Source organism: Pseudomonas sp. TE3552, from assembly GCF_056278945.1.
Window position 1 is genome coordinate 3,557,435 of record NZ_JBWBQJ010000001.1, and the last position, 24,368, is coordinate 3,581,802.

Here is a 24,368-nt window from a genome sequence, read left to right on the forward strand (position 1 = left end):
TGGACGCCGGAATATTCAGACCCCACGCATGCGCCGGGCTTCGTTACGCTGCAAGGTCACGCTGGGGGACTCATCGAATAACTTGCGGTATTCGGCAGAAAAACGTCCCAGATGCGTAAAGCCCCAGCCCATGGCGATCGCGGAAATATTGCGCGCCGAGCCGTGTTCGAGGATTTCCTGGCGCACAGCGTTCAACCGGTACTTTTTCAGGTAGACCATCGGCGACAGGGCGAAGTACTTCCTGAACGCCTCGCACAGCTTGAAACGCGAGACCCCGGCCGCGACCTCGATGTCCTCCAGGTGCAAGGCTTCGCGAGCATTGTCGTGAATGTATTGTTTGGCCCTGATCAGGTAGTGCGGCAGTTTCACGCCGAGTACGTTGCGCAATTCTTCGGAGTAGTTGTTCGGCTGGGCGAGGATCAAGCCTTTGATCAATGAGTTTTCGATGTCCCGAGTGAAGGCCACCTGTTCGTACAGTTCATTGCTGCGTTCCAGTTCCGCGATGAAATAACGCGCCATGCGCCACCACGAGGCCGACGCGCCGTCCACCGCATCCATCACTGGCTTGAAACGCAGCGGCGTATCCAGCGGTCGCTGCAGCATGCCTTCCAGCGACTCGCTCATAGCGACGCGGGTGATCACCACCTGGACTTTGCGACAGTCGCCGGAGATCGCCAGCATCTGGTTCTCATTCGGGGAAATGATCACCCCTTGATCGCGGTTGGATTTCACCACGCTGCCGTTCTTGCTCAGCTCCTGCTCGCCCACCAGCGGCAAACTCAGGCTGTAGCTGCTGAAGTGCTCGGCGTCTTCGATATCGATGGTGACATCGGTGCCGTATGAGAGCGTGCCCAGGGTCGTGGCCATCGACTTGAACACATTGGCGCAATGATGAAAGCGGATCCGCTCAGGCGTCGAAGTCTGGAGGCGGTGCGGCCCGCAGATACCAGACATCCAGCTCCTCGCACCCTCGAGGTCATAGTGATCGATACGAATGTCGCGAAACTGCGGATCAGCGTTGCTACTCATCACGGCGCACCCACGGCAATATTTTTCAGCGCGCTCTGATGGCGCGTATCAGGCTTGAAAATAGCAAGTTCCACGCCACAACACGGCTGTCTTATCCGTTTAAAAAGCCCCGTCACTCATTGAATGTCGGGGCTTTTATCGGGGGAAGACTATTGAACAACCGGCAAGGCCCGACCCTTGGCCATACGCATCCGGTAAAAACCGAAGATGATCAACACCCACACCGGTATGGCGAAGACTGAAGCGCGTATCCCTGGAATCATCAGCATGACGCAGACGATCATGGCCATGAAGGCCAGGCACAGGTAATTGCTGTAGGGGAACCAGAACGCCTTGAAGCCCGGCACGATGCCTCGCTGGCCCATGATTTTGCGAAATTTCAGGTGCGTCAGGCTGATCATCGCCCAGTTGATCATCAGCGATGCGACCACCAGTGCAAAGAGCAACTCAAGCGCTTCATGCGGGGCGAGGTAGTTAACCAGCACGGACAGCATGGTGATCAACGCAGATACGCCCAGCGCCAGTAGAGGCACGCCCTGTTTGTTCAGTTTCATCAGTGCCTTGGGCGCGTCGCCCTGTTCGGCCAGGCCATAGAGCATGCGGCTGTTGCAGTAGACACCGCTGTTATAGACAGAAAGCGCCGCGGTGAGCACCACGAAATTGAGGATGTGCGCTGCGGTGTCGCTGCCGATCAAGGAGAAGATCTGCACGAACGGGCTGCCGCTATAGGCATCGCCCGAAGCGCCCAGTGTCTGTAGCAGTTGATCCCACGGATACAGCGACAGCAACACGGTGAGCGCGCCGACGTAGAAGATCAGCACGCGATAAACCACCTGGTTGATCGCCTTGGGAATCACCTTACCCGGCTCACTGGCTTCAGCGGCGGTGATGCCGACCAGCTCCAGACCGCCGAAGGAGAACATGATGAACGCCATGGACATCAGCAATCCAGTGGTGCCGTTGGGAAAGAAGCCGCCGTGACTCCACAGATTGCTGACCGAGGCCTGCGGGCCGCCCGTTCCGCTGAACAACATGTAGCAGCCCAGGGCGATCATGCCAATGATCGCTACGACCTTGATGATTGCGAACCAGAACTCCATCTCGCCGAAGACTTTGACGTTCATCATATTGATGAGGTTGACCAGGACGAAGAACACCGCCGCGCTGACCCAGGAGGGGACTTCCGGCCACCAGAATTGCACGTACTTGCCGACGGCCGTCAACTCGGCCATGCCCACCAGCACATACAGCACCCAGTAGTTCCAGCCGGACAGAAAGCCGGCATAGCCGCCCCAGTACTTGTGGGCAAAATGACTGAAGGAGCCGGCCACCGGTTCCTCGACAATCATCTCGCCCAGCTGACGCATGATCAGAAAGGCGATGAAGCCGGCAATCGCATAGCCGAGGATCATCGACGGCCCGGCCGATTTGAGTACTCCGGCAGAGCCTAGAAACAACCCGGTACCTATCGCTCCGCCCAATGCGATCAGCTGAATATGACGATTTTTCAGCCCTCGCTTGAGCTCGCCTTGTCGCAAGATTTCATCCGCCATCTGGTTACCTTCTAATTGTTATGGTCAGGCCTGGTTTGAATGCGTCAATTTATTCAATTGCTGCTCGGTCTAAGCGTTCAGACGTTACTCTCGGTAAATTAGAGCGTTGAGCGCACTCGCCACAACTCCGGGAACAGCACGGTATCGAGCATCTTGCGCAGATAACCGACACCTTCTGTGCCGCCGGTCCCTGGTTGAAAGCCGATGATCCGCTCAACCGTGGTCACATGCCGGAAGCGCCATTGACGGAACGAATCCTCAAGATCAATGAGTTTCTCCGCCAGCTGATAGAGATCCCAATAACGCGAAGGGTCGGTGTAGACCTCGCGCCAGGCGGCTTCGACCGACGCGTCATGCGCCGTCGGACTGCTCGGATCGCGCTCGAAACGCTGTGGGTCGATGGTCAAGCCTGCGCTGACCATCAAGCGAATCGCCTCGTCATACAGCGACGGTGTGGCGATCGCCTTTTCAAGCGCCTGCAACAGTTCCGGCCGATGCGCATGGGGGCGCAACAGGGTCGCGCTTTTGTTGCCCAGAATGAATTCGATCTCGCGGTACTGGAACGACTGAAAGCCCGATGACTGCCCCAGAAAGGGCCGTATCGCGTGGTACTCGGTGGGTGTCATGGTGGCCAGCACCGTCCAGGCATGCACCAGCTGATCAAAAATCCGCGAGACCCGCGCCAGCATTTTGAAAGCGGGCGGCAACTCTGCGAGTCGAATGTGTTCACGGGCGGCTTTGAGCTCGTGCAGCATCAGCTTCATCCACAGCTCTGACGTCTGATGCTGGATGATGAACAACATCTCGTTATGGTCCGGAGATAACGGGTGCTGTGCGTTGAGAATGCGCCCCAGATCCAGGTAGTCGCCGTAGCTCATGGAGTCGGAAAAATTCAGCTCGGCGTTATGCCATTCCCCAGTCTGGTTTGCAGGTGAATAGGGGCATTGGTTCATTGAGTCGGCTCCTCAAGTTGCGGTTTATTCAGTGGACGTAAAATTGCCCTGACCGGACTGGCGTCCAGATGGGCAAAACGCAGCGGCAGCGCAATCAATTCATAGTCCCCTTCCGGGACGTCATCGAGCACGATGCCCTCGAGGATGGCCATGCCATGTCGGGCTACGGCATTGTGCGAATCCATGGTTTTGGATTGCTGAGGATCCAGCGACGGCGTATCGATACCGATCAAGCGCACACCGAGGCTCGCCAGCAGGTTGACGGTTTCTTTGGCGACTGCGGTGAAATCCGGATCCCAGGAGCTCAACGGTGCTTGTCGCCAGGTGCGCAGCAGCACCCGTTCAGGCAGGTCTTGCAAGCGACCTTCAAGCTGCTCGGGGTGTACCAGCCGGCCGCTATTCAGGCAATGCAGCACACGGCAAGGCCCCATATAGACATCGAGTGACACATCGCCAATGGCCGCGCCATCAGCGCTGTAATGCAGCGGCGCGTCGACATGGGCACCCGTGTGAGGCGACAGGGTGATACGCCCTACATTCACTGGACACTCTGGTCCGAACGTCCAAACGCGCTCTTCCTGAAAAGGTGTGTCACCCGGCCAGGTAGGTGTAGCGGTACTCAAAGGCGGGCTGATATCCCACCACGATAGTGTTGTTTTCATTGCAAAGCTCTCGGCCTGTTCCGAGAGGATGATACGAGTGATACCTGTGAATATTCTTGCGAAAATCTTCGGCAACGCCCAAATGTTTCGCACAAAATTCTAAAAATCCGGAATTTACCGGATGGAAATTTCAACGAAAAAAGCAGGCAGCTAAAAAGCTGTTTTCATCCGCAAGGCGTTGCGCAAATGCATGCCGACCGCTGCATTTCTGGAGCCTGGGCGAAAGTATGGAGGACAGTAGTTCGCGAATGGCTGCGCGAAATGGCGCAGACTTTTAGCTGGATGTGTCTGGGAGATTGCTTTCGCGAGCAAGCCCGCGAAAGCGGTAAATCAGACGCCGAAGATCAACCAGCCACCCCCGCATCCGCCTTCAACCCCTGCCCCTCGATCGCACGGATCGCACATTGCTCATCGACATCAGACAGATCTCCACTGATACCGACCGCCCCCAACACAGTCCCGTCCTGATCCCGAACCAACACGCCGCCCGGCACCGGCACGACACTGCCCTGCCCCAGGCTATTCAGCGCGGCGAAGAACGCCGGGCGTTGTTGGGCGTCCTGGGCCAGCAGGCGTGAGCCCTTGCCCAGGGCAATCGCGCCCCAGGCCTTGCCGATGGCGATTTGCGGGCGCAGCAGGCTGGCGCCGTCTTCGCGTTGCAGCGTTATCAGGTGCCCGCCGGCATCCAGTACTGCAACGGTCAATGGCGCGGCAGAGATTGCACGGCCCGCGGTGATGGCCTGATCGGCCAGGTTGACTGCGACTTTCAAGGTTAAAGCGCTCATGGTGCCGTCCTCATTTTGTTATAGGGAAAGCCGTTGGACTGCTTTGTGTTGGGCAATCCTATGCAACAAATAGAACACAATGAATTATTTTTTTGTATACAATAATTCTCGAAAAGCGCGACATGCGACGAAAAGCCACAGTCATTTGGGCTTCCGACGAATGAACCAGCCGCTTGAGAAAATGAATTGACCTGCGCCGTCCGCCGTGAATACACTCTGCGCAAAGCCACTTGTATACAATTACAAAACGTAAGAGGCACAAAATAATGAGCAAAATGAGAGCAATCGAAGCCGCCGTTCTGGTGATGCGCCGTGAAGGGGTCGATACCGCTTTTGGCATCCCGGGCGCCGCGATCAACCCGCTGTACTCGGCCTTGCAGAAGGTCGGTGGCATCGATCACGTCCTCGCTCGCCACGTTGAAGGCGCCTCGCACATGGCCGAGGGCTACACCCGCACCAAGGCCGGCAACATCGGCGTGTGCATCGGCACGTCCGGCCCGGCTGGTACCGACATGGTCACCGGGCTCTACAGCGCCTCGGCCGATTCGATCCCGATCCTGTGCATCACCGGGCAAGCACCGCGGGCTCGTATGCACAAGGAAGACTTCCAGGCCGTCGACATCACCAGCATAGTCAAGCCGGTCACCAAGTGGGCGACCACTGTTCTGGAGCCAGGCCAGGTGCCTTACGCGTTCCAGAAAGCCTTCTATGAAATGCGCTCCGGTCGTCCCGGCCCAGTGCTGATCGACCTGCCGTTCGACGTGCAGATGGCCGAAATCGAATTCGACATCGACGCCTACCAGCCACTGCCATTGGCCAAGCCGAGCGCGACCCGCGTTCAGGTGGAAAAAGCCCTGGCCATGCTCGACCAGGCTGAACGCCCGTTGCTGGTGGCCGGTGGTGGCATCATCAATGCCGACGCCAGCGAGTTGCTGGTGGAGTTCGCCGAGCTGACCGGCATTCCAGTGATCCCGACCCTGATGGGCTGGGGCACCATCCCGGACGATCACCCGCTGATGGTTGGCATGGTCGGTCTGCAAACCTCGCACCGCTATGGCAACGCCACGATGCTGAAGTCGGACGTCGTATTGGGCGTCGGTAACCGCTGGGCCAACCGTCACACCGGTTCGGTCGATGTTTACACCGAAGGCCGCAAATTCATTCATGTCGACATCGAACCGACCCAGATCGGCCGCGTGTTCACTCCAGACCTGGGCATCGTGTCCGACGCCGCTGCCGCGTTGACCGTGTTCATCGAAGTCGCTCGCGAATGGCAAGCCGCCGGCAAGCTGAAAAACCGCAGCGCCTGGTTGCAAGACTGCCAGCAACGCAAAGCCAGCCTGCAGCGCAAGACGCACTTCGACAACGTGCCGGTCAAGCCGCAGCGGGTTTACGAAGAGATGAACCAGGTGTTCGGCAAAGACACCTGCTACGTCAGCACCATCGGTCTGTCGCAGATTGCCGGCGCGCAGTTCCTGCACGTCTACAAACCGCGTCACTGGATCAACTGCGGCCAGGCCGGCCCGCTGGGCTGGACCATTCCGGCCGCGCTCGGCGTGGTCAAGGCTGATCCGACCCGCAAGGTGGTGGCGCTCTCGGGCGACTACGACTTCCAGTTCATGATCGAGGAACTGGCGGTGGGCGCGCAGTTCAAGCTGCCGTACATACACGTCGTGGTGAACAACTCGTACCTGGGGCTGATCCGTCAGGCCCAACGCGGTTTCGACATGGACTACTGCGTGCAGCTGTCCTTCGACAACCTCAACGCTCCGGAGCTCAACGGCTACGGTGTCGATCACGTCGCGGTCGCCGAAGGCCTGGGTTGCAAGGCGCTGCGGGTGTTCGAACCGGCTCAGATCCAGCCAGCCCTGCGCAAGGCTCAGGAAATGATCGAGGAGTTCAAGGTGCCGGTGATCGTCGAGATCATTCTGGAGCGCGTGACCAACATTTCCATGGGCACCGAGATCAACGCCGTCAACGAATTCGAAGACCTGGCGCTGGTCGGCAACGATGCGCCAACGGCGATTTCGCTGCTCGATTGATCCCCCCCTGTGGGAGCGAGCCTGTGTGGCGAGGGAGCTTGCTCCCGCTCGGCTGCGAAGCAGTCGCAAAGTTTTTGGGGCCGCTTCGCGCCCCAGCGGGAGCAAGCTCCCTCGCCACACTGGCTCGCTCACCACAGAGGGCCTACACACATTTACGGGAGACCACCATGCCGCGTTTCGCAGCCAACCTGTCCATGTTGTTCACCGAGCAGGATTTTCTTGCCCGTTTCGACGCTGCCGCCAAGGCCGGCTTCAGTGGTGTCGAATACCTGTTCCCCTACGATTTCAGCTCCGCCGAAATCAAGGCCAGGCTCGATGCCAATGGCTTGACCCAGGTGCTGTTCAACCTGCCGGCCGGTGACTGGGCCAAGGGCGAGCGCGGTATCGCGTGCCTGCCGGATCGGGTCGAAGAATTCCGCGCCGGTGTCGATCTGGCCATCGCTTACGCCAAGGTGCTGGGCAACACTCAGGTCAACTGCCTGGCCGGTATTCGTCCACAAGGCGTCGACGAAGCCACGGTGGAAAAGACCTTTGTCGCCAACCTCAAATACGCAGCCGACAAGCTGCAAGCGGCGGGCATCAAACTGGTGATGGAAGCGATCAACACTCGTGACATTCCCGGCTTCTACCTGAACAACACGGCGCAAGCCCTGTCGATTCGCGAACAGGTGGGCAGCGCCAACCTGTTCCTGCAATACGACATCTATCACATGCAAATCATGGAGGGCGACCTGGCCCGGACCATGGCTGCGCACTTGGGCGAGATCAACCACATCCAGTTGGCCGACAACCCGGGGCGCAACGAACCGGGCACCGGTGAAATCAACTACCGCTTCCTGTTCGAACACCTGGACCGCATCGGTTATCAGGGCTGGATCGGCTGTGAATACAAGCCGCTGACCACCACTGAAGCGGGCCTGGGCTGGTTGAAAAGCCATAACGCGATCTGATGTTGAAACAGAACCATTGTGGCGAGGGAGCTTGCTCCCGCTCGGCTGCAAAGCAGTCGTAAAACCTGCGAGCAAGTTTTACCTGACACACCGCGGCGGTTGGTTTGGGGTCGCTTCGCAACCCAGCGGGAGCAAGCTCCCTCGCCACAGGATGTGTCTACCTCAGCTACGCGCACATTATTTGGCGACACAAAAACAAGAGGATTTTCTCATGGCTAAAATCGGATTTATCGGCACCGGCATCATGGGCCACCCAATGGCGTTGAACCTGCAGAAAGCCGGTCACAGCCTGTTCCTGTCGGCGCACCACGACCCGGCACCTGCCGACCTGGTGGCCGCTGGCGCCGTTGCGCTGGCCAACCCGAAAGAAGTCGCCCAGGAAGCGGAATTCATCATCGTCATGGTGCCGGATACCCCGCAGGTCGATGACGTGCTGTTCCGTGCCGACGGCGTTGCGGCGGGCGTGAGCAAGGGCAAAGTGGTGATCGACATGAGCTCGATCTCGCCAACCGCCACCAAGACCTTCGCGGCCAAAATCAACGAGAAAGGCGCGCAATACCTCGACGCGCCTGTGTCCGGCGGTGAAGTCGGTGCCAAGGCCGCGACCCTGAGCATCATGGTTGGTGGCGACGCCGATGCCTTCGAACGCGCCCTGCCGCTGTTCCAGGCCATGGGCAAGAACATCACCTTGGTCGGTGGCAATGGCGACGGGCAAACCGCGAAAGTGGCGAACCAGATCATCGTCGCGCTGAACATCCAGGCGGTGGCCGAAGCGCTGCTGTTCGCCTCGAAAAACGGTGCCGATCCGGCCAAGGTCCGTGAAGCGCTGATGGGCGGTTTCGCCTCGTCGAAGATTCTCGAAGTCCATGGCGAGCGCATGATCAAAGGCACTTTCGACCCGGGCTTCCGCATCAGCCTGCACCAGAAGGACCTGAACCTGGCCCTGCAAGGTGCCAAGGAGTTGAACATCAACCTGCCGAACACCGCCAATACCCAGCAGGTGTTCAGCACCTGCGCGGCCATCGGTGGCAGCAACTGGGATCACTCGGCACTGATCAAGGGCCTGGAACACATGGCGAATTTCTCGATTCGCGATAAATAACACCATCACCCGCCCCTGTAGGAGCGAGTCTGTGGCGAGGGGGCTTGCCCCCGTTTGAGTGCGCAGCACTCACAAGATCTTTGGTGCATCAGAGATTTGGGGGCTGCTGCGCAACCCAACGGGGGCAAGCCCCCTCGCCACAGATTCGCTCCCACAGGGAACCGAGTCGCCCTCCAACAACAAGAATTCCGGGAGCCCGCCATGTCGGTCGATCCGCAACAATTGCTGCGCGAGCTGTTTGCCACAGCCATCGACGCGGCCCATCCGCAGCACGTCCTTGAAGCCCATTTGCCAACCGATCGCAGCGGTCGGGTGATCGTCATCGGCGCCGGTAAAGCCGCGGCGGCCATGGCCCAGGTGGTCGAGCGCTGCTGGCAGGGTGAAGTGTCAGGCCTAGTGGTGACCCGCTACGGCCACGGCGCCCCATGCGAAAAAATCGAAGTGGTCGAAGCCGCGCACCCGGTGCCGGATGCCGCCGGTCTGGCCGTCGCGAAACGGGTGCTGGAGCTGGTCAGCGACCTGAGCGAAAACGACCGTGTGATCTTCTTGTTGTCTGGCGGTGGCTCTGCCCTGCTCGCCTTGCCCGCCGCCGGCATCACCCTGGCCGACAAACAATCGATCAACAAAGCCCTGCTCAAATCCGGCGCGACCATCGGCGAGATGAACTGCGTGCGCAAGCACCTCTCGGCGATCAAGGGCGGTCGTCTGGGCAAAGCCTGCTGGCCAGCCACGGTTTATACCTATGCGATTTCTGATGTACCGGGCGATCTCGCCACGGTCATCGCGTCCGGCCCCACCGTGGCCGACCCGAGCACTTCGGCCGAAGCGCTGGCGATCCTCAAGCGTTATGCCATCGAAGTCCCGGCCTCGGTGCGCAACTGGCTGCAAAGTCCCGAGTCGGAAACGGTCAAACCCGGCGATCCGAGCCTGGCCCGCAGTCATTTCCAACTGATCGCCCGCCCACAGCAATCGCTGGAAGCGGCCGCGGTGAAAGCCCGTCAGGCCGGTTTCAGTCCACTGATTCTCGGTGACCTGGAAGGTGAATCCCGGGACGTGGCGAAAGTCCATGCCGGCATTGCCCGGCAGATCGTCCAGCACGGCCAGCCGTTGGCGGCACCGTGTGTGATTCTGTCCGGCGGCGAAACCACCGTCACCGTGCGTGGCAATGGCCGTGGCGGGCGCAACGCCGAATTCCTGCTGAGCCTGACCGACAGCCTCAAAGGCCTGCCCGGCGTCTACGCCCTGGCCGGGGACACCGACGGTATCGACGGTTCCGAAGACAACGCCGGCGCCATCATGACACCGGAAAGTTACGCTCGCGCCGCCGCGCTCGGCCTGAGCGCCAGCGATGAGTTGGACAACAACAATGGCTATGGCTACTTCGCGGCGCTCGATGCACTGATCGTCACTGAGCCGACCCGCACCAACGTCAACGACTTCCGCGCCATCCTGATTCTCGAGAGCCCTAAACATGACGCCTGACAAGAAGGTCAAAATCCTCGCCACCCTCGGCCCGGCCACCGACGGGATCGACGATATCCGTGAACTGGTGCGCGCCGGGGTCAATATCTTTCGCCTGAACTTCAGCCACGGCGATCACGCCGACCACGCGCAGCGCTATCAGTGGATTCGTGAAGTCGAGCGCCAGCTGAATTACCCGCTGGGGATTCTGATGGACCTGCAAGGCCCGAAACTGCGGGTCGGCAAATTCGCCCAGGGCAAAGTGCAGCTGCATCGCGGTCAGGCGCTGCGCCTGGATCTGGATGCGACGCCAGGGGACGAGCGCCGGGTCAACCTGCCCCACCCGGAAATCATCGCCGCCCTGGAGCCCGGCATGGACCTGCTGCTGGACGACGGAAAACTGCGCCTGCGAGTGGTGACCAAGTACGCCGACGCCATCGACACTACGGTGCTCAACGGCGGCGAACTGTCGGACCGCAAAGGCGTCAACGTACCGCAAGCGGTACTCGACCTGAGCCCGCTGACCGTCAAGGACCGTCGCGACTTGAGCTTCGGTCTGGAGCTGGGGGTGGACTGGGTCGCGTTGTCGTTCGTGCAACGTCCGGAAGACATTCTCGAAGCCCGCGCATTGATCGGCGACAAGGCCTTCCTGATGGCCAAGATCGAGAAGCCATCGGCCGTGACTCAACTGCGGGAAATCGCTGAATTGAGCGATGCAATCATGGTCGCTCGCGGTGATCTGGGCGTGGAAGTGCCGGCCGAGAGCGTGCCGCAGATTCAGAAAAACATCATCGGCACCTGCCGCCAACTCGGCAAACCGGTGGTGGTGGCGACGCAAATGCTGGAGTCGATGCGCTTCTCACCGGCCCCGACCCGCGCCGAAGTCACCGACGTTGCCAACGCGGTGGCCGAAGGTGCGGACGCGGTGATGCTGTCGGCGGAAACCGCTTCCGGCGAGTACCCGCTGGAAGCCGTGCAGATGATGAGCAAAATCATCCGTCAGGTGGAAAACGGCCCGGATTATCAAACGCAACTGGACGTGAGCCGACCGAAAGCCGAGGCCACGGTATCGGACGCGATCAGCTGCGCGATCCGCCGCATCAGCAACGTGCTGCCGGTGGCGGTGCTGGTGAACTACAGCGAGTCTGGTACCTCGAGCCTGCGGGCGGCGCGGGAACGGCCGACGGTGCCGATTCTCAACCTGACGCCGAATCTGCAGACCGCTCGCCGGTTGACGGTGGCGTGGGGCGTGCACTCAGTGGTCAATGATCGGCTGCGGCAGGTTGACGAAGTGTGCTCGACGGCGCTGGAGATTGCGCAGGCACAGGGGATGGCTCAGCGGGGGGATACGTTGTTGATCACGGCAGGTGTGCCATTTGGGCAACCGGGGTCGACCAATTCGTTGCGCATCGAGACGTTGATTTAGGAAAAAACTTTTGTGGCGAGGGAGCTTGCTCCCGCTCGGCTGCGAAGCAGTCGTCGTTTTGGCATGACGGCTTCAACAGAAAGACCGCATTCGCCGATTTTGGGGCCGCTTCGCAGCCCAGCGGGAGCAAGCTCCCTCGCCACAATGATTTAACGCTTGTACCGGCCTCATCGCGAGCAGGCTCGTTCCACAAATTTGGCGACTGAACAGAGATTCAGTGTGGTGGCGAGCCTGCTCGCGATGCAGGCAACACGGTTCCTCTGACACACAGACCTAAAATGCCTGCCAACCACTTCAACACCCACTGCCCCGACTGGGCCACCGCCCTGCTCAACGGTTTCAGTCAAATTTTCCTCCAGCGCCATCCGCTGTGCGGACTGCTGTGCCTTTTAGCCATCCTGCTCACCGCCCCAGCCCTGCTCGGCGGTGCGCTGTTGGGCGGTGTCGCCGGGTTGCTCACCGCGCAACGTCGCGGATACGCCAAGGCGGATCGACAGGCCGGGCTGTTCAGTTACAACGGTATTCTGCTCGGCCTGCTGCTGAGTCTGTATTTCCCGTGGTCGGCGCTGTTGCCGCCGTTGATCATTGCCAGCGGCGGCCTGAGTGCAATGCTCACTCAGCAATGGCTCAAAGGCGCCCGTGATCAACAACGTCTACCGGCTTACACCGCACCTTTCGTTGGATTGAGCTGGTTATTGCTCGGCTTTGCCGCACCACCGCAACCAGAACCTGTGATCGAACTGAACACCCTCAACCTGCTCGCCGCCGAACTGAAAGGGCTGGGGCAAGTCATGTTTCTCGGCCATCCCCTGGCCGGCGCGCTAATCGCGGCCGGATTGCTGATCGCCGACCGCCGTGCCTGCCTGTGGGCGCTGCTCGGCTCCGCTGCCGGCCTCGGATTCGCCCTTGCGCATCACGAAACATCAACCGCGCTGCTCGGTTTAAGCGCTTATAACGCCGTGCTCGCCGCCCTCGCTTTCAGCCCACAACGCAGTCAACCGTGGTTGCCGCTGCTCGGCATCGTCTTGGCGATCCTGCTTACACCGGGTTTCGCCGCACTCGGTCTGGCCACGCTGACCGCGCCGTTCATCCTCGCCTGCTGGCTGATGCGTGCCGGCATTCGGGTGCTGCGTCAGGCCGCCAAAGACAGCGTGCCTTGCACTACCGGGGAGAATCACCCTAGGCTGCGCTGATTCTCGATTCAGGCGTTATCCATGGACATCAGCAAAAACTGGCGTGAAGAGCTTTACGTCATGATCTTCCAGACCGACACCCAGGCCGGTCGACGTTTTGACAGTATCTTGCTGTTGATCATCCTCGCCAGCCTGGTGATCGTGGTTCTGGACAGTATCGACAGCGTTCACCAGAACTACGCCGACGTGCTGGCGTACATCGAATGGGGCTTCACCGTCATTTTCGTCGTCGAATACGGCCTGCGCCTGTACTGCTCGCCCAAGCCGCTGAGGTACGCGTTCAGCTTCTATGGCCTGGTGGATTTACTGGCGATCGTGCCCGGCATTCTTGCGCTGTATTACGCCGATGCGCAGTACTTGCTGATTATCCGGATCATTCGGATGCTGCGGATTTTCCGCGTACTCAAGCTCAGCCCGTATCTCAAGCAAGCCAACTACCTGATGTCGGCGCTGCACGGCAGCAAGCAGAAGATTGTGGTGTTTCTGCTCAGCGTCAGCACCCTGGTGACGGTGTTCGGCACCTTGATGTACGTGATCGAAGGCCCGGAACACGGCTTCACCAGCATCCCGAAAGGAATCTATTGGGCTATCGTGACGCTGACCACCGTGGGTTTTGGCGACATCGTGCCCAAGACGCCGTTGGGCCAGGTGATTTCATCCCTGGTGATGATCACCGGTTACTCGATCATCGCCGTGCCGACGGGGATCTTTACTGCTGAGCTGGCCAACGCCATGCGCGGTGAACAATTGCAACACGATTGCCCGACCTGCAAGAAAAACAGCCACGAACATAGCGCGGCGTTCTGCTCCCGTTGTGGCAACGCGCTGTTCAAAAAACTGGAATAAGCAAAGTGCTTTTTAATCTTTAAACGACTATACGAGCCCGGCTATAGTCGCGGGCAAATTGCCAACACTTTCCATCGAACACGTTTGATAAAACAAGGAATGCGCAGTGAAAAAACTCTTTGGCGCCTCACTTCTGGCCGCTGGCCTGGCCTTGAGCAGCATGGCTCAGGCCGCACCGACCCTGCTCAACGTTTCCTACGACGTGATGCGAGACTTCTACAAGGATTACAACGCTGCCTTCCAGAAACACTGGCAAGCCGAACACAACGAAAACATCACGCTGCAGATGTCCTTCGGCGGTTCCAGCAAACAGGCGCGCTCGGTAATCGATGGCCTGCCGGCTGACGTCATCACCATGAACATGGCCACCGACATCAACGCCTTGGCGGACAACGGCAAACTGGTCCCGGATAACTGGGTCACGCGCCTGCCGAACAACAGCGCGCCGTTTACTTCGGCCACTGTGTTCATCGTGCGCAAGGGCAACCCGAAAGCCCTGAAAGACTGGCCGGACCTGCTCAAGGACGGCGTGCAAGTGATCGTCCCCAACCCGAAAACCTCGGGCAACGGCCGTTACACCTACCTTTCGGCCTGGGGTTATGTACTGAAAAACGGCGGTGACGAGGGCAAGGCAAAGGACTTCGTCGGCAAGCTATTCAAACAGGCACCAGTGCTGGATACCGGCGGTCGTGCGGCCACGACCACCTTCATGACCAACCAGATCGGCGATGTTCTGGTGACCTTCGAAAACGAAGCGGAAATGATTGCACGTGAATTTGGCCGCGATCAGTTCGAAGTGATTTACCCGAGTGTTTCCGCTGAAGCTGAACCTCCGGTGTCGGTGGTCGACAAAACCGTCGACAAGAAAGGCACTCGCGCTGCTGCAGAGGAATACCTGAAGTACCTGTGGTCGCCGGAAGGACAGGAAATTGCGGCTGCCAACTACCTGCGTCCGCGGGATCCGGCTGTTTTGGCCAAGTACACCGATCGCTTCCCGAAAGTGGATTTCTTGTCGGTGGAGAAGACCTTTGGTGACTGGCGGACTGTGCAGAAGACGCACTTCAATGATGGTGGGGTTTTTGATCAGATTTACAGCGGTCAGTAATCGCTGGGCTCAATGAAAAGGCGACCTGTGAGGTGAGGGTCGCCTTTTTTGTGGGAGAGCTGTTTCGTCACACCTGTTTCAGGGCTAGGCAAACAAGCTTGTGTGGCGAGCAGTTACATCGGCGGTGTCACGCCATCCTTGCCCGCGGCAATCGATTGAGCGGTCAGCGTCCCGTCAGCACTCTGGGTCACAAACGTCACGATTTTCACACCCACCTTCAGCAAGCTGCGATCCCCCGGCACCAGATTGACGATCGGCACATCTTCCGGCACCAGAATTTTCTGCTGGCCACCCTTGTAGTTAACGGTCAGAACGCGACCATTGCTGACCACCAGATCGCCCACGCTGCCGTTGGTCATGCTGCTGCCCTTGACCAAATCAAAAGGCCGATGGCCGTCGCCGCTGCCGGCCAGTTCCGGAGGGAAGACGTGGACTTCCAGAGCCTTGAGAGTGCCATCTTCCTGAGACACGGCAGCCGAGCCGATGTAGCTGCCAGGCTTGATGTCTTCGATATTGGCCAGGGTGACGGCGCGGACTTTGGTGTCCTTGGTCAGGTTGATCAGCACATTTTCGCCGCTGTTGACATGGACTTTCAAAACGTCAGCGCTGACCCCGGTGATCTCGCCGCGCACGCCGATGCGCATACCCGGCGCATTCTGGGCCTGGGCCAAAGTTATCGTGCACATAGTGATCAAGGTGACTGCTGAAGCACTGCGAATCAGGTGACGGAACATCGCATTCATGGAAGTGCCTTCCGGTTTATGAAACGTAAAGAGAGAACATAAGCACGCTACCGAACAAGATGTCAGTGAATGTATCATCGGATCCCAAAGTTTGGGCACAGGGTTCATCGGCAGGCAACGTCACTCATTGCGCAAAGCAATATTTACTATCACTTCAATCCCTCTTCCGCCGCTCTAGCCAGCCGATTAGCCTCTGCGCATTCCTTCTTGTTCAGCGAGCCACGTTATGAATTCAGCGACTCAGGTGCCCCACGGTGCCGCGACAATGACCCGGGGCATGGTGCTGCTTTTCGCCTTCTGCTGCGGCGCGATCGTCGCCAACATCTACTACGCCCAGCCGATCATCGGCCTGATCGCGCCGGACATCGGCCTGACCGACACCATGGCCAGCCTGATCGTTTCGCTGACGCAGATTGGTTATGCGCTGGGCCTGTTCTTTCTGGTGCCGCTGGGCGATCTGCTGGAAAACCGTCGCTTGATGATCATCACCACCGTGGTGGCGATCGTCAGTCTGTTGGGTGCGGCGTTCACCGATCAACCGAACGTGTTTCTGCTGATCTCGTTGCTGGTGGGTTTCAGTTCGGTATCGGTGCAAATCCTGATTCCGCTGGCCGCCCACCTGACACCGGAAGAATCGCGCGGCCGCGTGGTCGGCGGAATCATGGGCGGTTTGCTGCTGGGGATTCTGCTGGCACGGCCGGTGTCGAGCGTGGTGGCTGACCATTTCGGTTGGCGCGCAATGTTTGTCATTGCGGCGGTGTTGATGGCAGCGATCAGCCTCGTGCTGGCCCTGACAGTGCCCAAACGCCAGCCTGATCACAGCGCCTCTTATGGCCAATTACTGGGTTCACTCTGGACGCTGCTGCGCCAGCAACCGGTTTTGCGTCAGCGGGCGTTTTATCAGGGTTGCATGTTCGCCACGTTCAGCCTGTTCTGGACCGCCGTACCGCTGGAACTGGCGCGTAATCATGGCCTGTCGCAAACCCAGATCGCGATCTTCGCCCTGGTCGGGGCCATTGGCGCCATCGCTGCCCCCATCGCCGGTCGACTGGCTGATGCCGGCCACACCCGTATCGCTTCACTGCTGGCCCTGCTGTTTGCCAGCCTGAGCTTTGTGCCCGCCTTCATCCATCCGGCCTTCAGCGTCATCGGCCTGGCCGTGACCGGCGTGGTGCTGGATTTCTGTGTGCAGATGAACATGGTCCTTGGCCAGCGCGCGGTCTACGCCCTCGACGCCAAAAGCCGTGGCCGTCTGAATGCGTTGTACATGACCAGCATCTTCATCGGTGGCGCATTCGGTTCATCGGTGGCCAGTGCGGTGTATGAGCATGGCGGCTGGTTGTGGATCGTGGTGGTGGGTAGTGCGTTTCCGTTATTGGCGTTGTTGCGGTTTTTGAGTGTTTCGCAGAGGCGTTCGTTGGCAACGGCTTAGGACGCTAAAAGCTTCGCGGGCAAGCCTCGCTCAGGTCTTACACTAACCCTGAGCGAGCCTTGCCCGCGAAGGCGATTTGACTGATATCACTCAATGCCGAACCAGCTTCTCCATCGCCGCATCCGCGAGAAAAGAGGAGCGGCTTTTGACATTGTGCTCTCGCACATAACGGTCAATACGCTGGATCACGTAGCCAGGCAGCGTGACGTTGACCTTCTCGGTCTTGCCCAGATACGGCGAGATGTCCAACTCCAGCATCCCCCAACCCATGTCGGCAAATTCTGGATTCTCGCGGTGCGCAGCCGCTGAGGTCGGCATCGGAATCGACTCCCCGTCTGCCATGATTTCCTGCAGCATGATATGAGCAATTTCGACCGCAGCGTTGTAAGCGTCTTCAAACGTATCCCCGGCCGTTACGGCGCCAGGAATATCGGGGATCTGAATACCGATGGCGGTGTTCTCGTCGCCCCACTCGATACAGATTGGGTATTGCATTATGGATCTCCTGCCAAACTGGCTCCCGGGCAATAAAGCCCGGCTCGCCTCCTGATGCTTTTGACCGTCCCGATCGGCAAACCCTTTTTCGGATGTGGGACGGGTATCGTGTACGGGTTGTAACGGTGAGTGAAGAGGTGATGACTGCCGGTGACCCGGTCCAGTGTCCAGCCCGCCTCTATCAGCTCTTTGATCAATAACCTGCTCTGCACCACCAGCCTCCTTGCTCCGGCCAAACAAAAATAACCCTAGAGTTATATTTACTCAAGCACAGAAATCCGGATCGCGACGCTCGGTTGTTTTACAGGGTGTTGATTTGCTCGAGACGTAAACAGAGACAGGCCGCTCTCGAAGGCCAGCGCGCCCTCGGCGCCTATCTTGCGACTCAGTTCGAAACCCAGCGCATCCAGATTTTCGACGAGCAGAACGAAGCTCACCGCGTCGAACTGCCTACATCAGCCCTTCGATTGCTGGTCGACATCCTGGCCGCATTGGCAGAAGGCCCTTAAAGCGGGCGATGCTCTGAACATCTCTCACAAACGCCAAAAAGCAAAACGGCGATCCTGAGATCGCCGTTTCTGTTTACTGCCCGAATTGTCTGCCCAGCCCGCCCGGCACACCATGGATGTCTGTCTCTTCCCATGGCCCGTTCGGGCTGATCGAGCGGCTCCAGCCGTTGTTCCAGCGGTAGTAGGTGCGCTGGCGGTAGAAGGTGTTGGTTTGGTTGTCGAGGACGTAAACACCGAGTTTGGCATCCCAATGGCTGTTGCCCCCAGGTGGTGGGGCGAAGCTGGCGGAGGTGCGTGGTATCGGTTTTGACGGTTTGACCGGCGTACTCGGTTTGCTCGGTGTGGTCGGCGGAGCCGGTTTGGTGCTCGGCCCCGACGGCGGGATTGGCGGCAACCGTTCGGGTTCGTACTCCTGGACCGCACAAGCGCTTAACCCCAAAACCATACTGAGCAGAGTGATACGAGCGATGGCGGTCATGGTGGCGCTTCCTGTTATTTATCCGGGCTGTCGATGGTCAGTTTTTGTTGCGCGGTGGTGCTGGTGGCCAAGGGTTGGCTGCGACCGATCCATTCGCCGGCAGTCGGTTGGCCGGCGCGGGAGATGCGCGCAACCAGTTGGACTTCAGGGAAGTTCGACAGTTTCAACTGCGGCATCATTGCGTCGGCATCGCCCAGTTCGACGGTTGCCGGCAAGTCGGCGACGGTCAGACGCTTGGCGGCCAGCGGTGCGGGCGGGCCGGAGACAGCGCGGGCGAAAATGAACACGCTGTCGCCGGGCTGGACCTTGGCTTTCAGGTCTGGCGCCAGATCGACACGCACCTTGAGCAGTGCGGCGACCTTCGCGACTGGAGTCTCGGCCACTTTGCCACCGCTGGCTTGAAGTTTCTCGGCGGCCCGAGTGATGCCACCTTGCAGCGCAACACGGGATGGGTCATCGGGCGGCAGTTGCGCCAATAGGCGACTCCAGTAGTCGATGGCTTGCTGGTAACGCTCGCCTTCGAAGGCTGCGATGCCCAGCAGACCGAGGCTGGTGACTTCCTTTGGATCAGCTTTCAGCGCTTCGTCGGTCAGGGCCTGGACCTTGTCCGACCACTTCTTGCCATCGGCGAAGTATTGCGCCTGTGCCCATTGCCCGAGCAGTTCCGGCTGACGACCGGCCAGGTTCACGGTGCGTTCGAAGATCTTCGCTGCATCAGCCGGACGGTCCTGGGCCATGTAGGTGCGGCCGAGGAAGTACAGGCCTTCGGCCGAATCCGGTTGAGCGGCGACCGCACGCTCCAGGCGCTTGGTCATCTCTTCCATAGACTGTGGCGCCTGGGCGAATTCGCGAGTCAACTCGACTTTGTCGCTGGCCCCGAAATGCAGGTACAGCCCAAGACCCAGCACCGGTACCAGGATCGCCGCGAGCAATGGCAACGGTTTGCCCAGACGTGACACTCGCGGCGCCTCGACGCCTTCAGTGTCGGCAAGCAGTTCACGGGCAGCTTCGGCGCGGCCGGTGTCCATTTGCTCGGAGTCGAGTACGCCCTCTTCCTGCTGAGCCTGCAACTCAGCCACGCGTTCTTGATAAAGGGCGACGTTCAGCGCCGTACGATCCTCTTCAAGCTGGGCACGACGACCACGTAGAACGGGGATCAACAGAAAACTCAGGGCAACCAGAAGCAGCAGACCTGCAGCGAGCCAGAAATCAATCATTCTTGGTTTTATCCAACAGGTGGTCGAGGCGCTCGCGCTCATCAAGGGAAAGTGCGTCCGGGGTGTCAGTGCGTTGCACGCGACGACGGCGGACGATCACGGCGATGACCACAAAACCGCCCAGCAGGAGGCCGGCGGGGCCGAACCAGAGCAGCGCGGTTTTAGCGTTCAAGGCGGGTTTGTAACGGACGAAATCACCGTAACGATCAACCATGAAATCGATGATCTGCTGGTTGTCCTTGCCCTCGCCGAGCATGCGGAAAATCTCTTTGCGCAGGTCGGCGGCGATCGGTGCGTTGGAGTCGGCGATGTCCTGATTCTGGCACTTGGGGCAACGCAGCTCTTTGGTCAGCTCGCGAAAACGTTCGCGGTCGCCTTCTTTGGCGAACTCATAGGTGTCGATAGCCGCGTGGGCCACACCGGCCATGCTCAAGCCCAGAACGGCGGCGGCGATCCAGCGCTTCATGGCTTGGCCTCGTCGACCAGCGCCTGATACTTGGCCGCCAGTTTTTCGCGCCAGACTTGTTCGTCGATCACGCCGACGAATTTGTCGCGGATGATGCCCTTGGCGTCGATGAAGAAGGTTTCCGGCGCACCGTACACGCCGAGGTTCAGGCCCAGGGTGCCGGCATCGTCACGGATGTCCAGTTGATACGGGTTATGGAACTCAGCCAGCCACTTCAAGGCATCGGCGTTGACGTCCTTATAGTTGACGCCGTAGATCACCACGCCTTGCTGCGCCAATTTGTTCAGCACCGGGTGCTCGACCCGGCAGGAAATGCACCAGGTGCCCCAGACGTTGACCAATGCCGGTTTACCCAGAAGATCCGCTTTAGTCAGGGTTTTGTCACCCTGCACCGATGGCAGCGAAAACTCCGGGAACGGTTTGTTGATCATCGCCGAAGGTAGCTCGGCCGGGTTTAGGTACAGCCCCCGATACAGAAAAACAGCAACCACCAGAAAAATCGCCAGTGGCAACAGCATCAACCAACGTCTCATGCAGTGGCTCCCGTCATGCCAAGTGCTTCACGCACGCGGCTTTTCACCTTGACCCGATAACGGCGATCCAGCGCCGCCAGCAAACCGCCGAAACCTGTAAGCAGACCGCCGAACCAGATCCAGCGCACAAACGGTTTGACGTGCACACGAACCGCCCAGGCGCCCTCGCCCAACGGCTCGCCCAGTGCAACGTAAAGGTCACGGGTGAAACCGGCATCGATCCCGGCTTCGGTCATCACCGAGTTCTGCACGGTGTAGAGGCGTTTTTCCGGGTGCAGCACGCTGACTTCCTTGCCATCGCGGATCACCCGCACGGTGCCCTTGTCGGACGTGAAGTTCGGCCCTTCGAAATGCTTGGCGCCTTCGAACACAAACTGGTAACCGGCCAGGCTCATGGACTCGCCCGGCGCCAGGCGCAGATCACGCTCGGCACTGTTCTGGCTCGACAACACGACACCCAGCGCGCACACGGCAATGCCCAAATGCGCGACTTGCATGCCCCAATAGCTGCGGGTCAGGGTCGGCAGGCCTTTGATCAGGCCTTTGTGACGCGTCTTGTCGAAAATGTCCCGCACACCGGCCAGCAATACCCAGGCGGCGAGCATGAAGGTCGCCAGCACCGCCCAGTTGAAATCACCGTAAGCGACACCGACCACGACAGCCAGCGCAGCGCTGCCAAGCAACACCGGGGTGAGCATGCTCAGCAGCCATTTCACCGGCGTGTCTTTCCAGCGTACGATCACACCGACCGCCATCACCAGCATCAGCAATGCCATCAACGGAATGAACAAGGCGTTGAAGTACGGCGGGCCAACCGACAGCTTGGCGCCGGTCATCGCGTCCAGGATCAGCGGATACAAGGTACCGAGCAGGATCATCGACGCGGCCACCACCAGCACCAGGTTATTGCCCAGCAGCAGGGTTTCCCGGGACCAGAGGTTGAAGCCGACGTGGCTCTTGACCACCGGAGCGCGCAGGGCAAACAGCGTCAGCGAACCACCGACCACAAACAGCAGGAAGATCAGAATGAACACACCGCGTTCAGGGTCGGACGCAAAGGCATGAACCGAAGTCAGCACGCCGGAACGCACCAGGAAAGTCCCCAGCAGGCTCAAGGAGAACGCGGCGATGGCCAGCAACACCGTCCAGCTCTTGAACACACCACGTTTTTCCGTGACCGCCAACGAGTGAATCAGCGCCGTGCCCACCAGCCAAGGCATGAAGGACGCGTTTTCCACCGGGTCCCAGAACCACCAGCCACCCCAGCCGAGTTCGTAGTAGGCCCACCAGGAGCCCAACGTAATGCCGATACCGAGGAAGGCCCAGGCGACGATGGTCCACGGACGGGACCAGCGCGCCCACGCCGCATCGAGACGACCGCCCAGCAACGCGGCGATGGCGAAGGCGAAGGCCACGGAGAAACCGACGTAACCCATGTACAACATCGGCGGGTGAACGATCAGGCCGATGTCTTGCAGCAATGGATTGAGGTCGCGCCCATCCGTCGGCATCTGCGGCAGGATTCGGGCGAAAGGGTTAGACGTCAGGATCAGGAACAGCAGGAAACCGGTGCTGATCATGCCCATCACCGCCAGCACCCGGGCCAGCATCACTTGCGGCAGTTGCCGGGAGAACACCGACACCGCAAAGGTCCAGCCGCCGAGGATCAACGCCCACAGCAACAACGAACCTTCGTGAGCGCCCCACACGGCGCTGAATTTGTAGTACCACGGCAGCGCGCTGTTGGAGTTGCTGGCGACATAGGCGACGGAGAAGTCGTCCGCCATGAAGGCATACGTCAGGCAACCGAAAGCGAACAGCAGAAACGCGAACTGCCCCCACGCGGCCGGCTGGGCCAGGCTCATCCATAGACGGTCGCCACGCCAGGCACCGAGCAACGGCACCACGGCTTGAACCAGCGCGAAACACAGCGCCAGGATCATGGCCAAGTGGCCGAGTTCGGGAATAAAGATGCCGGAAGTCATGGATCAACCCTCCTTCGCGGGTGTTGGGGCGGATTGACCACTGTCTTTCAGCGCCTTGGTCACTTCCGGCGGCATGTACTTCTCGTCGTGCTTGGCCAGCACTTCGTCAGCCACCACCACACCGTCAGCGTTGAGCTTGCCGAGGGCGACGATGCCCTGCCCTTCGCGGAACAGGTCCGGCAGGATGCCGCGATAGCTGATGGTCACGGATTTGTTGAAGTCGGTAACGACGAATTTCACGTCCAGGGAATCGCCGGAACGTTGCAGCGAACCTTTCTCGACCATGCCGCCCGCACGGATGCGCGTGTCTTGCGGCGCTTCGCCGTTGGCGATCTGGGTCGGTGTGTAAAACAGATTGATGTTCTGCTGCAGGGCACTCAAGGCCAGGCCAACGGCAGCGCCGACACCGACCAGGATCGCGAGAATGATGATAAGACGCTTTTTACGCAGCGGATTCACTTGCCGTTCTCCCGGCGCAGACGACGCGCCTCCTGTTGCAGATACCGCTTGCGGGCCAGGATCGGCACCGCCACGTTGAGGGCCAGCACCGCCAGGCTAATGCCATAGGCTGACCAGACATACAGGCCGTGATGGCCCATGGCGAGAAAGTCGCCGAATGACGCGAAACTCATCGAGCGACCTCCAGACTGTTCTGCACTTCGGTTTTCACCCAGCTCGCCCGGGCTTCGCGCTTGAGCACTTCAAGGCGCATGCGCAGTAACAGCACGGCGCCGAAGAAACAGTAGAAACCCAGCGCCGTCAGCAGCAGTGGCAGCCACATTTCGGCGGGCATCGCCGGTTTTTCGGTGAGGGTGAATGTCGAGCCCTGGTGCAGGGTGTTCCACCACTCCACCGAGTATTTGATGATCGGGATGTTGATCACGCCGACGATCGCCAGCACCGCGCAAGCCTTGGCCGCACTGTCACGATTGCTGATGGCGTTGCCCAGCGCAATAAGACCGAAGTACAGAAACAGCAGAATCAGCATGGACGTAAGTCGCGCATCCCATACCCACCACGAACCCCAGGTCGGTTTGCCCCAGATCGCACCGGTGACCAGCGCCACGGCGGTCATCCAGGCACCGATGGGGGCCGCGCATTGCAGGGCCACGTCGGCCAGCTTCATTTTCCACACCAGCCCAACGACGCCGCACACCGCCAGCATCACGTAGATGGACTGTGCCAGCATCGCCGCCGGAACATGGATATAGATGATGCGAAAGCTGTTGCCTTGCTGGTAGTCCGGCGGCGCGAAGGCCAGCCCCCAAACCACGCCGATGCTGATCAGCAGCAACGCCGCGACACTCAGCCATGGCAGCAGTTTGCCGCTGATGCCGTAAAACCACTTGGGCGAGCCGAGCTTATGAAACCAGGTCCAGTTCATTGCTGTTTCCATCACGGTT

The 24,368-nt window shown here is 59.7% G+C and carries 25 protein-coding genes and 1 pseudogene; 10 read left to right on the forward strand and 16 right to left on the reverse strand.

Translation table 11 applies throughout. The features are described from left to right. Nucleotides 1-15 precede the first annotated feature (15 nt). From ACZ9BB_RS15945 to ACZ9BB_RS15965, 5 genes are all read right to left on the reverse strand, one after another. On the reverse strand, nt 16-1,029 hold the full coding sequence (locus ACZ9BB_RS15945) for an AraC family transcriptional regulator (RefSeq protein ID WP_476214568.1): 1,014 nt from the start codon (nt 1,027-1,029) through the stop codon (nt 16-18). A gap of 149 nt (nt 1,030-1,178) precedes the next feature. Next, nucleotides 1,179-2,582, reverse strand: a complete 1,404-nt coding sequence (locus tag ACZ9BB_RS15950; protein WP_476214569.1) for an amino acid permease — start codon at nt 2,580-2,582, stop codon at nt 1,179-1,181. A gap of 98 nt (nt 2,583-2,680) precedes the next feature. Beyond that, entirely contained in the window at nt 2,681-3,535 is an 855-nt protein-coding gene (kynA, locus tag ACZ9BB_RS15955) for a tryptophan 2,3-dioxygenase (protein ID WP_476214570.1), read from the reverse strand. Further along, entirely contained in the window at nt 3,532-4,197 is a 666-nt protein-coding gene (gene kynB / locus ACZ9BB_RS15960; RefSeq protein ID WP_476214571.1) for an arylformamidase, read from the reverse strand. Before kynB ends, kynA begins: the two co-directional genes overlap by 4 nt. 344 nt (nt 4,198-4,541) lie before the next feature. Further along, nucleotides 4,542-4,982 carry a GlcG/HbpS family heme-binding protein gene (locus ACZ9BB_RS15965; protein ID WP_007939170.1) on the reverse strand — a complete coding sequence of 147 codons (441 nt, stop codon included), beginning with the start codon at nt 4,980-4,982 and terminating at the stop codon, nt 4,542-4,544. 266 nt (nt 4,983-5,248) lie between these two features. Between ACZ9BB_RS15965 and gcl the strand changes: the two genes are divergently transcribed. The 8 genes from gcl (at nt 5,249) to ACZ9BB_RS16005 (ending at nt 15,107) form a co-directional block, all read left to right on the forward strand. After that, a complete protein-coding gene (gcl, locus tag ACZ9BB_RS15970) occupies nt 5,249-7,024 on the forward strand; it encodes a glyoxylate carboligase (RefSeq protein WP_476214572.1) in 1,776 nt (591 codons plus the stop codon). A gap of 167 nt (nt 7,025-7,191) precedes the next feature. Next, on the forward strand, nt 7,192-7,974 hold the full coding sequence (hyi, locus tag ACZ9BB_RS15975; protein ID WP_476214573.1) for a hydroxypyruvate isomerase: 783 nt from the start codon (nt 7,192-7,194) through the stop codon (nt 7,972-7,974). A 211-nt stretch (nt 7,975-8,185) separates the two neighbouring features. After that, nucleotides 8,186-9,076, forward strand: coding sequence for a 2-hydroxy-3-oxopropionate reductase (locus ACZ9BB_RS15980; RefSeq protein WP_057398406.1), 891 nt, complete (start codon nt 8,186-8,188; stop codon nt 9,074-9,076). A gap of 201 nt (nt 9,077-9,277) precedes the next feature. Continuing rightward, nucleotides 9,278-10,558 carry a glycerate kinase type-2 family protein gene (locus ACZ9BB_RS15985; protein WP_476214574.1) on the forward strand — a complete coding sequence of 427 codons (1,281 nt, stop codon included), beginning with the start codon at nt 9,278-9,280 and terminating at the stop codon, nt 10,556-10,558. After that, entirely contained in the window at nt 10,548-11,963 is a 1,416-nt protein-coding gene (gene pyk, locus ACZ9BB_RS15990) for a pyruvate kinase (RefSeq protein WP_476214575.1), read from the forward strand. The genes ACZ9BB_RS15985 and pyk overlap by 11 nt, the downstream gene beginning before the upstream one ends. 278 nt (nt 11,964-12,241) lie before the next feature. Further along, a complete protein-coding gene (locus ACZ9BB_RS15995) occupies nt 12,242-13,156 on the forward strand; it encodes an urea transporter (protein WP_476214576.1) in 915 nt (304 codons plus the stop codon). 21 nt (nt 13,157-13,177) lie between these two features. Then, a complete protein-coding gene (locus ACZ9BB_RS16000) occupies nt 13,178-14,002 on the forward strand; it encodes an ion transporter (protein WP_476214577.1) in 825 nt (274 codons plus the stop codon). Nucleotides 14,003-14,108: 106 nt separating this feature from the next. After that, on the forward strand, nt 14,109-15,107 hold the full coding sequence (locus tag ACZ9BB_RS16005) for a sulfate ABC transporter substrate-binding protein (RefSeq protein ID WP_476214578.1): 999 nt from the start codon (nt 14,109-14,111) through the stop codon (nt 15,105-15,107). Between the two features lie 113 nt (nt 15,108-15,220). On the opposite strand, the gene ACZ9BB_RS16010 is transcribed toward ACZ9BB_RS16005, so the two are convergent. Further along, on the reverse strand, nt 15,221-15,850 hold the full coding sequence (locus ACZ9BB_RS16010; protein WP_476214579.1) for a hypothetical protein: 630 nt from the start codon (nt 15,848-15,850) through the stop codon (nt 15,221-15,223). A gap of 226 nt (nt 15,851-16,076) precedes the next feature. Here ACZ9BB_RS16010 and ACZ9BB_RS16015 point away from each other — a divergent pair, with 226 nt between their 5' ends. Further along, nucleotides 16,077-17,282 (forward strand): MFS transporter, encoded by a 1,206-nt coding sequence (locus ACZ9BB_RS16015; protein ID WP_476214580.1) that lies wholly within the window; start codon nt 16,077-16,079, stop codon nt 17,280-17,282. Nucleotides 17,283-17,372: 90 nt separating this feature from the next. Here ACZ9BB_RS16015 and ACZ9BB_RS16020 read toward each other — a convergent pair whose 3' ends face one another. Next, complete coding sequence (locus ACZ9BB_RS16020) at nt 17,373-17,777, reverse strand: type II toxin-antitoxin system HicB family antitoxin (RefSeq protein ID WP_008014960.1); 405 nt, start codon at nt 17,775-17,777, stop codon at nt 17,373-17,375. Beyond that, complete coding sequence (locus ACZ9BB_RS16025; RefSeq protein WP_476214581.1) at nt 17,777-17,989, reverse strand: type II toxin-antitoxin system HicA family toxin; 213 nt, start codon at nt 17,987-17,989, stop codon at nt 17,777-17,779. The genes ACZ9BB_RS16020 and ACZ9BB_RS16025 overlap by 1 nt, the downstream gene beginning before the upstream one ends. 84 nt (nt 17,990-18,073) lie before the next feature. On the opposite strand from ACZ9BB_RS16025, the pseudogene ACZ9BB_RS16030 reads away from it, so the two are divergent. Then, nucleotides 18,074-18,280 (forward strand): annotated as a pseudogene (locus tag ACZ9BB_RS16030) (hypothetical protein); the annotation flags it as partial. A gap of 79 nt (nt 18,281-18,359) precedes the next feature. Here ACZ9BB_RS16030 and ACZ9BB_RS16035 read toward each other — a convergent pair. The 8 genes from ACZ9BB_RS16035 to ACZ9BB_RS16070 are packed head-to-tail and all read right to left on the reverse strand — an operon-like array spanning nt 18,360 to nt 24,349. Continuing rightward, complete coding sequence (locus ACZ9BB_RS16035; RefSeq protein ID WP_476214582.1) at nt 18,360-18,764, reverse strand: hypothetical protein; 405 nt, start codon at nt 18,762-18,764, stop codon at nt 18,360-18,362. Between the two features lie 14 nt (nt 18,765-18,778). Continuing rightward, complete coding sequence (gene ccmI / locus ACZ9BB_RS16040) at nt 18,779-19,981, reverse strand: c-type cytochrome biogenesis protein CcmI (RefSeq protein WP_476214583.1); 1,203 nt, start codon at nt 19,979-19,981, stop codon at nt 18,779-18,781. After that, the gene (locus ACZ9BB_RS16045; protein ID WP_476214584.1) at nt 19,974-20,447 is read right to left on the reverse strand and encodes a cytochrome c-type biogenesis protein; all 474 of its coding nucleotides are present in this window, start codon (nt 20,445-20,447) and stop codon (nt 19,974-19,976) included. Before ACZ9BB_RS16045 ends, ccmI begins: the two co-directional genes overlap by 8 nt. Then, complete coding sequence (locus ACZ9BB_RS16050; protein ID WP_008073023.1) at nt 20,444-20,980, reverse strand: DsbE family thiol:disulfide interchange protein; 537 nt, start codon at nt 20,978-20,980, stop codon at nt 20,444-20,446. The genes ACZ9BB_RS16045 and ACZ9BB_RS16050 overlap by 4 nt, the downstream gene beginning before the upstream one ends. After that, nucleotides 20,977-22,965, reverse strand: coding sequence for a heme lyase CcmF/NrfE family subunit (locus ACZ9BB_RS16055; protein ID WP_476214585.1), 1,989 nt, complete (start codon nt 22,963-22,965; stop codon nt 20,977-20,979). The genes ACZ9BB_RS16050 and ACZ9BB_RS16055 overlap by 4 nt, the downstream gene beginning before the upstream one ends. 3 nt (nt 22,966-22,968) lie before the next feature. Continuing rightward, a complete protein-coding gene (ccmE, locus tag ACZ9BB_RS16060) occupies nt 22,969-23,424 on the reverse strand; it encodes a cytochrome c maturation protein CcmE (RefSeq protein ID WP_476214586.1) in 456 nt (151 codons plus the stop codon). Next, nucleotides 23,421-23,597, reverse strand: a complete 177-nt coding sequence (gene ccmD, locus ACZ9BB_RS16065; protein ID WP_123360189.1) for a heme exporter protein CcmD — start codon at nt 23,595-23,597, stop codon at nt 23,421-23,423. The genes ccmE and ccmD overlap by 4 nt, the downstream gene beginning before the upstream one ends. Continuing rightward, a complete protein-coding gene (locus ACZ9BB_RS16070; protein WP_476214587.1) occupies nt 23,594-24,349 on the reverse strand; it encodes a heme ABC transporter permease in 756 nt (251 codons plus the stop codon). Before ACZ9BB_RS16070 ends, ccmD begins: the two co-directional genes overlap by 4 nt. Nucleotides 24,350-24,368 lie beyond the last annotated feature (19 nt).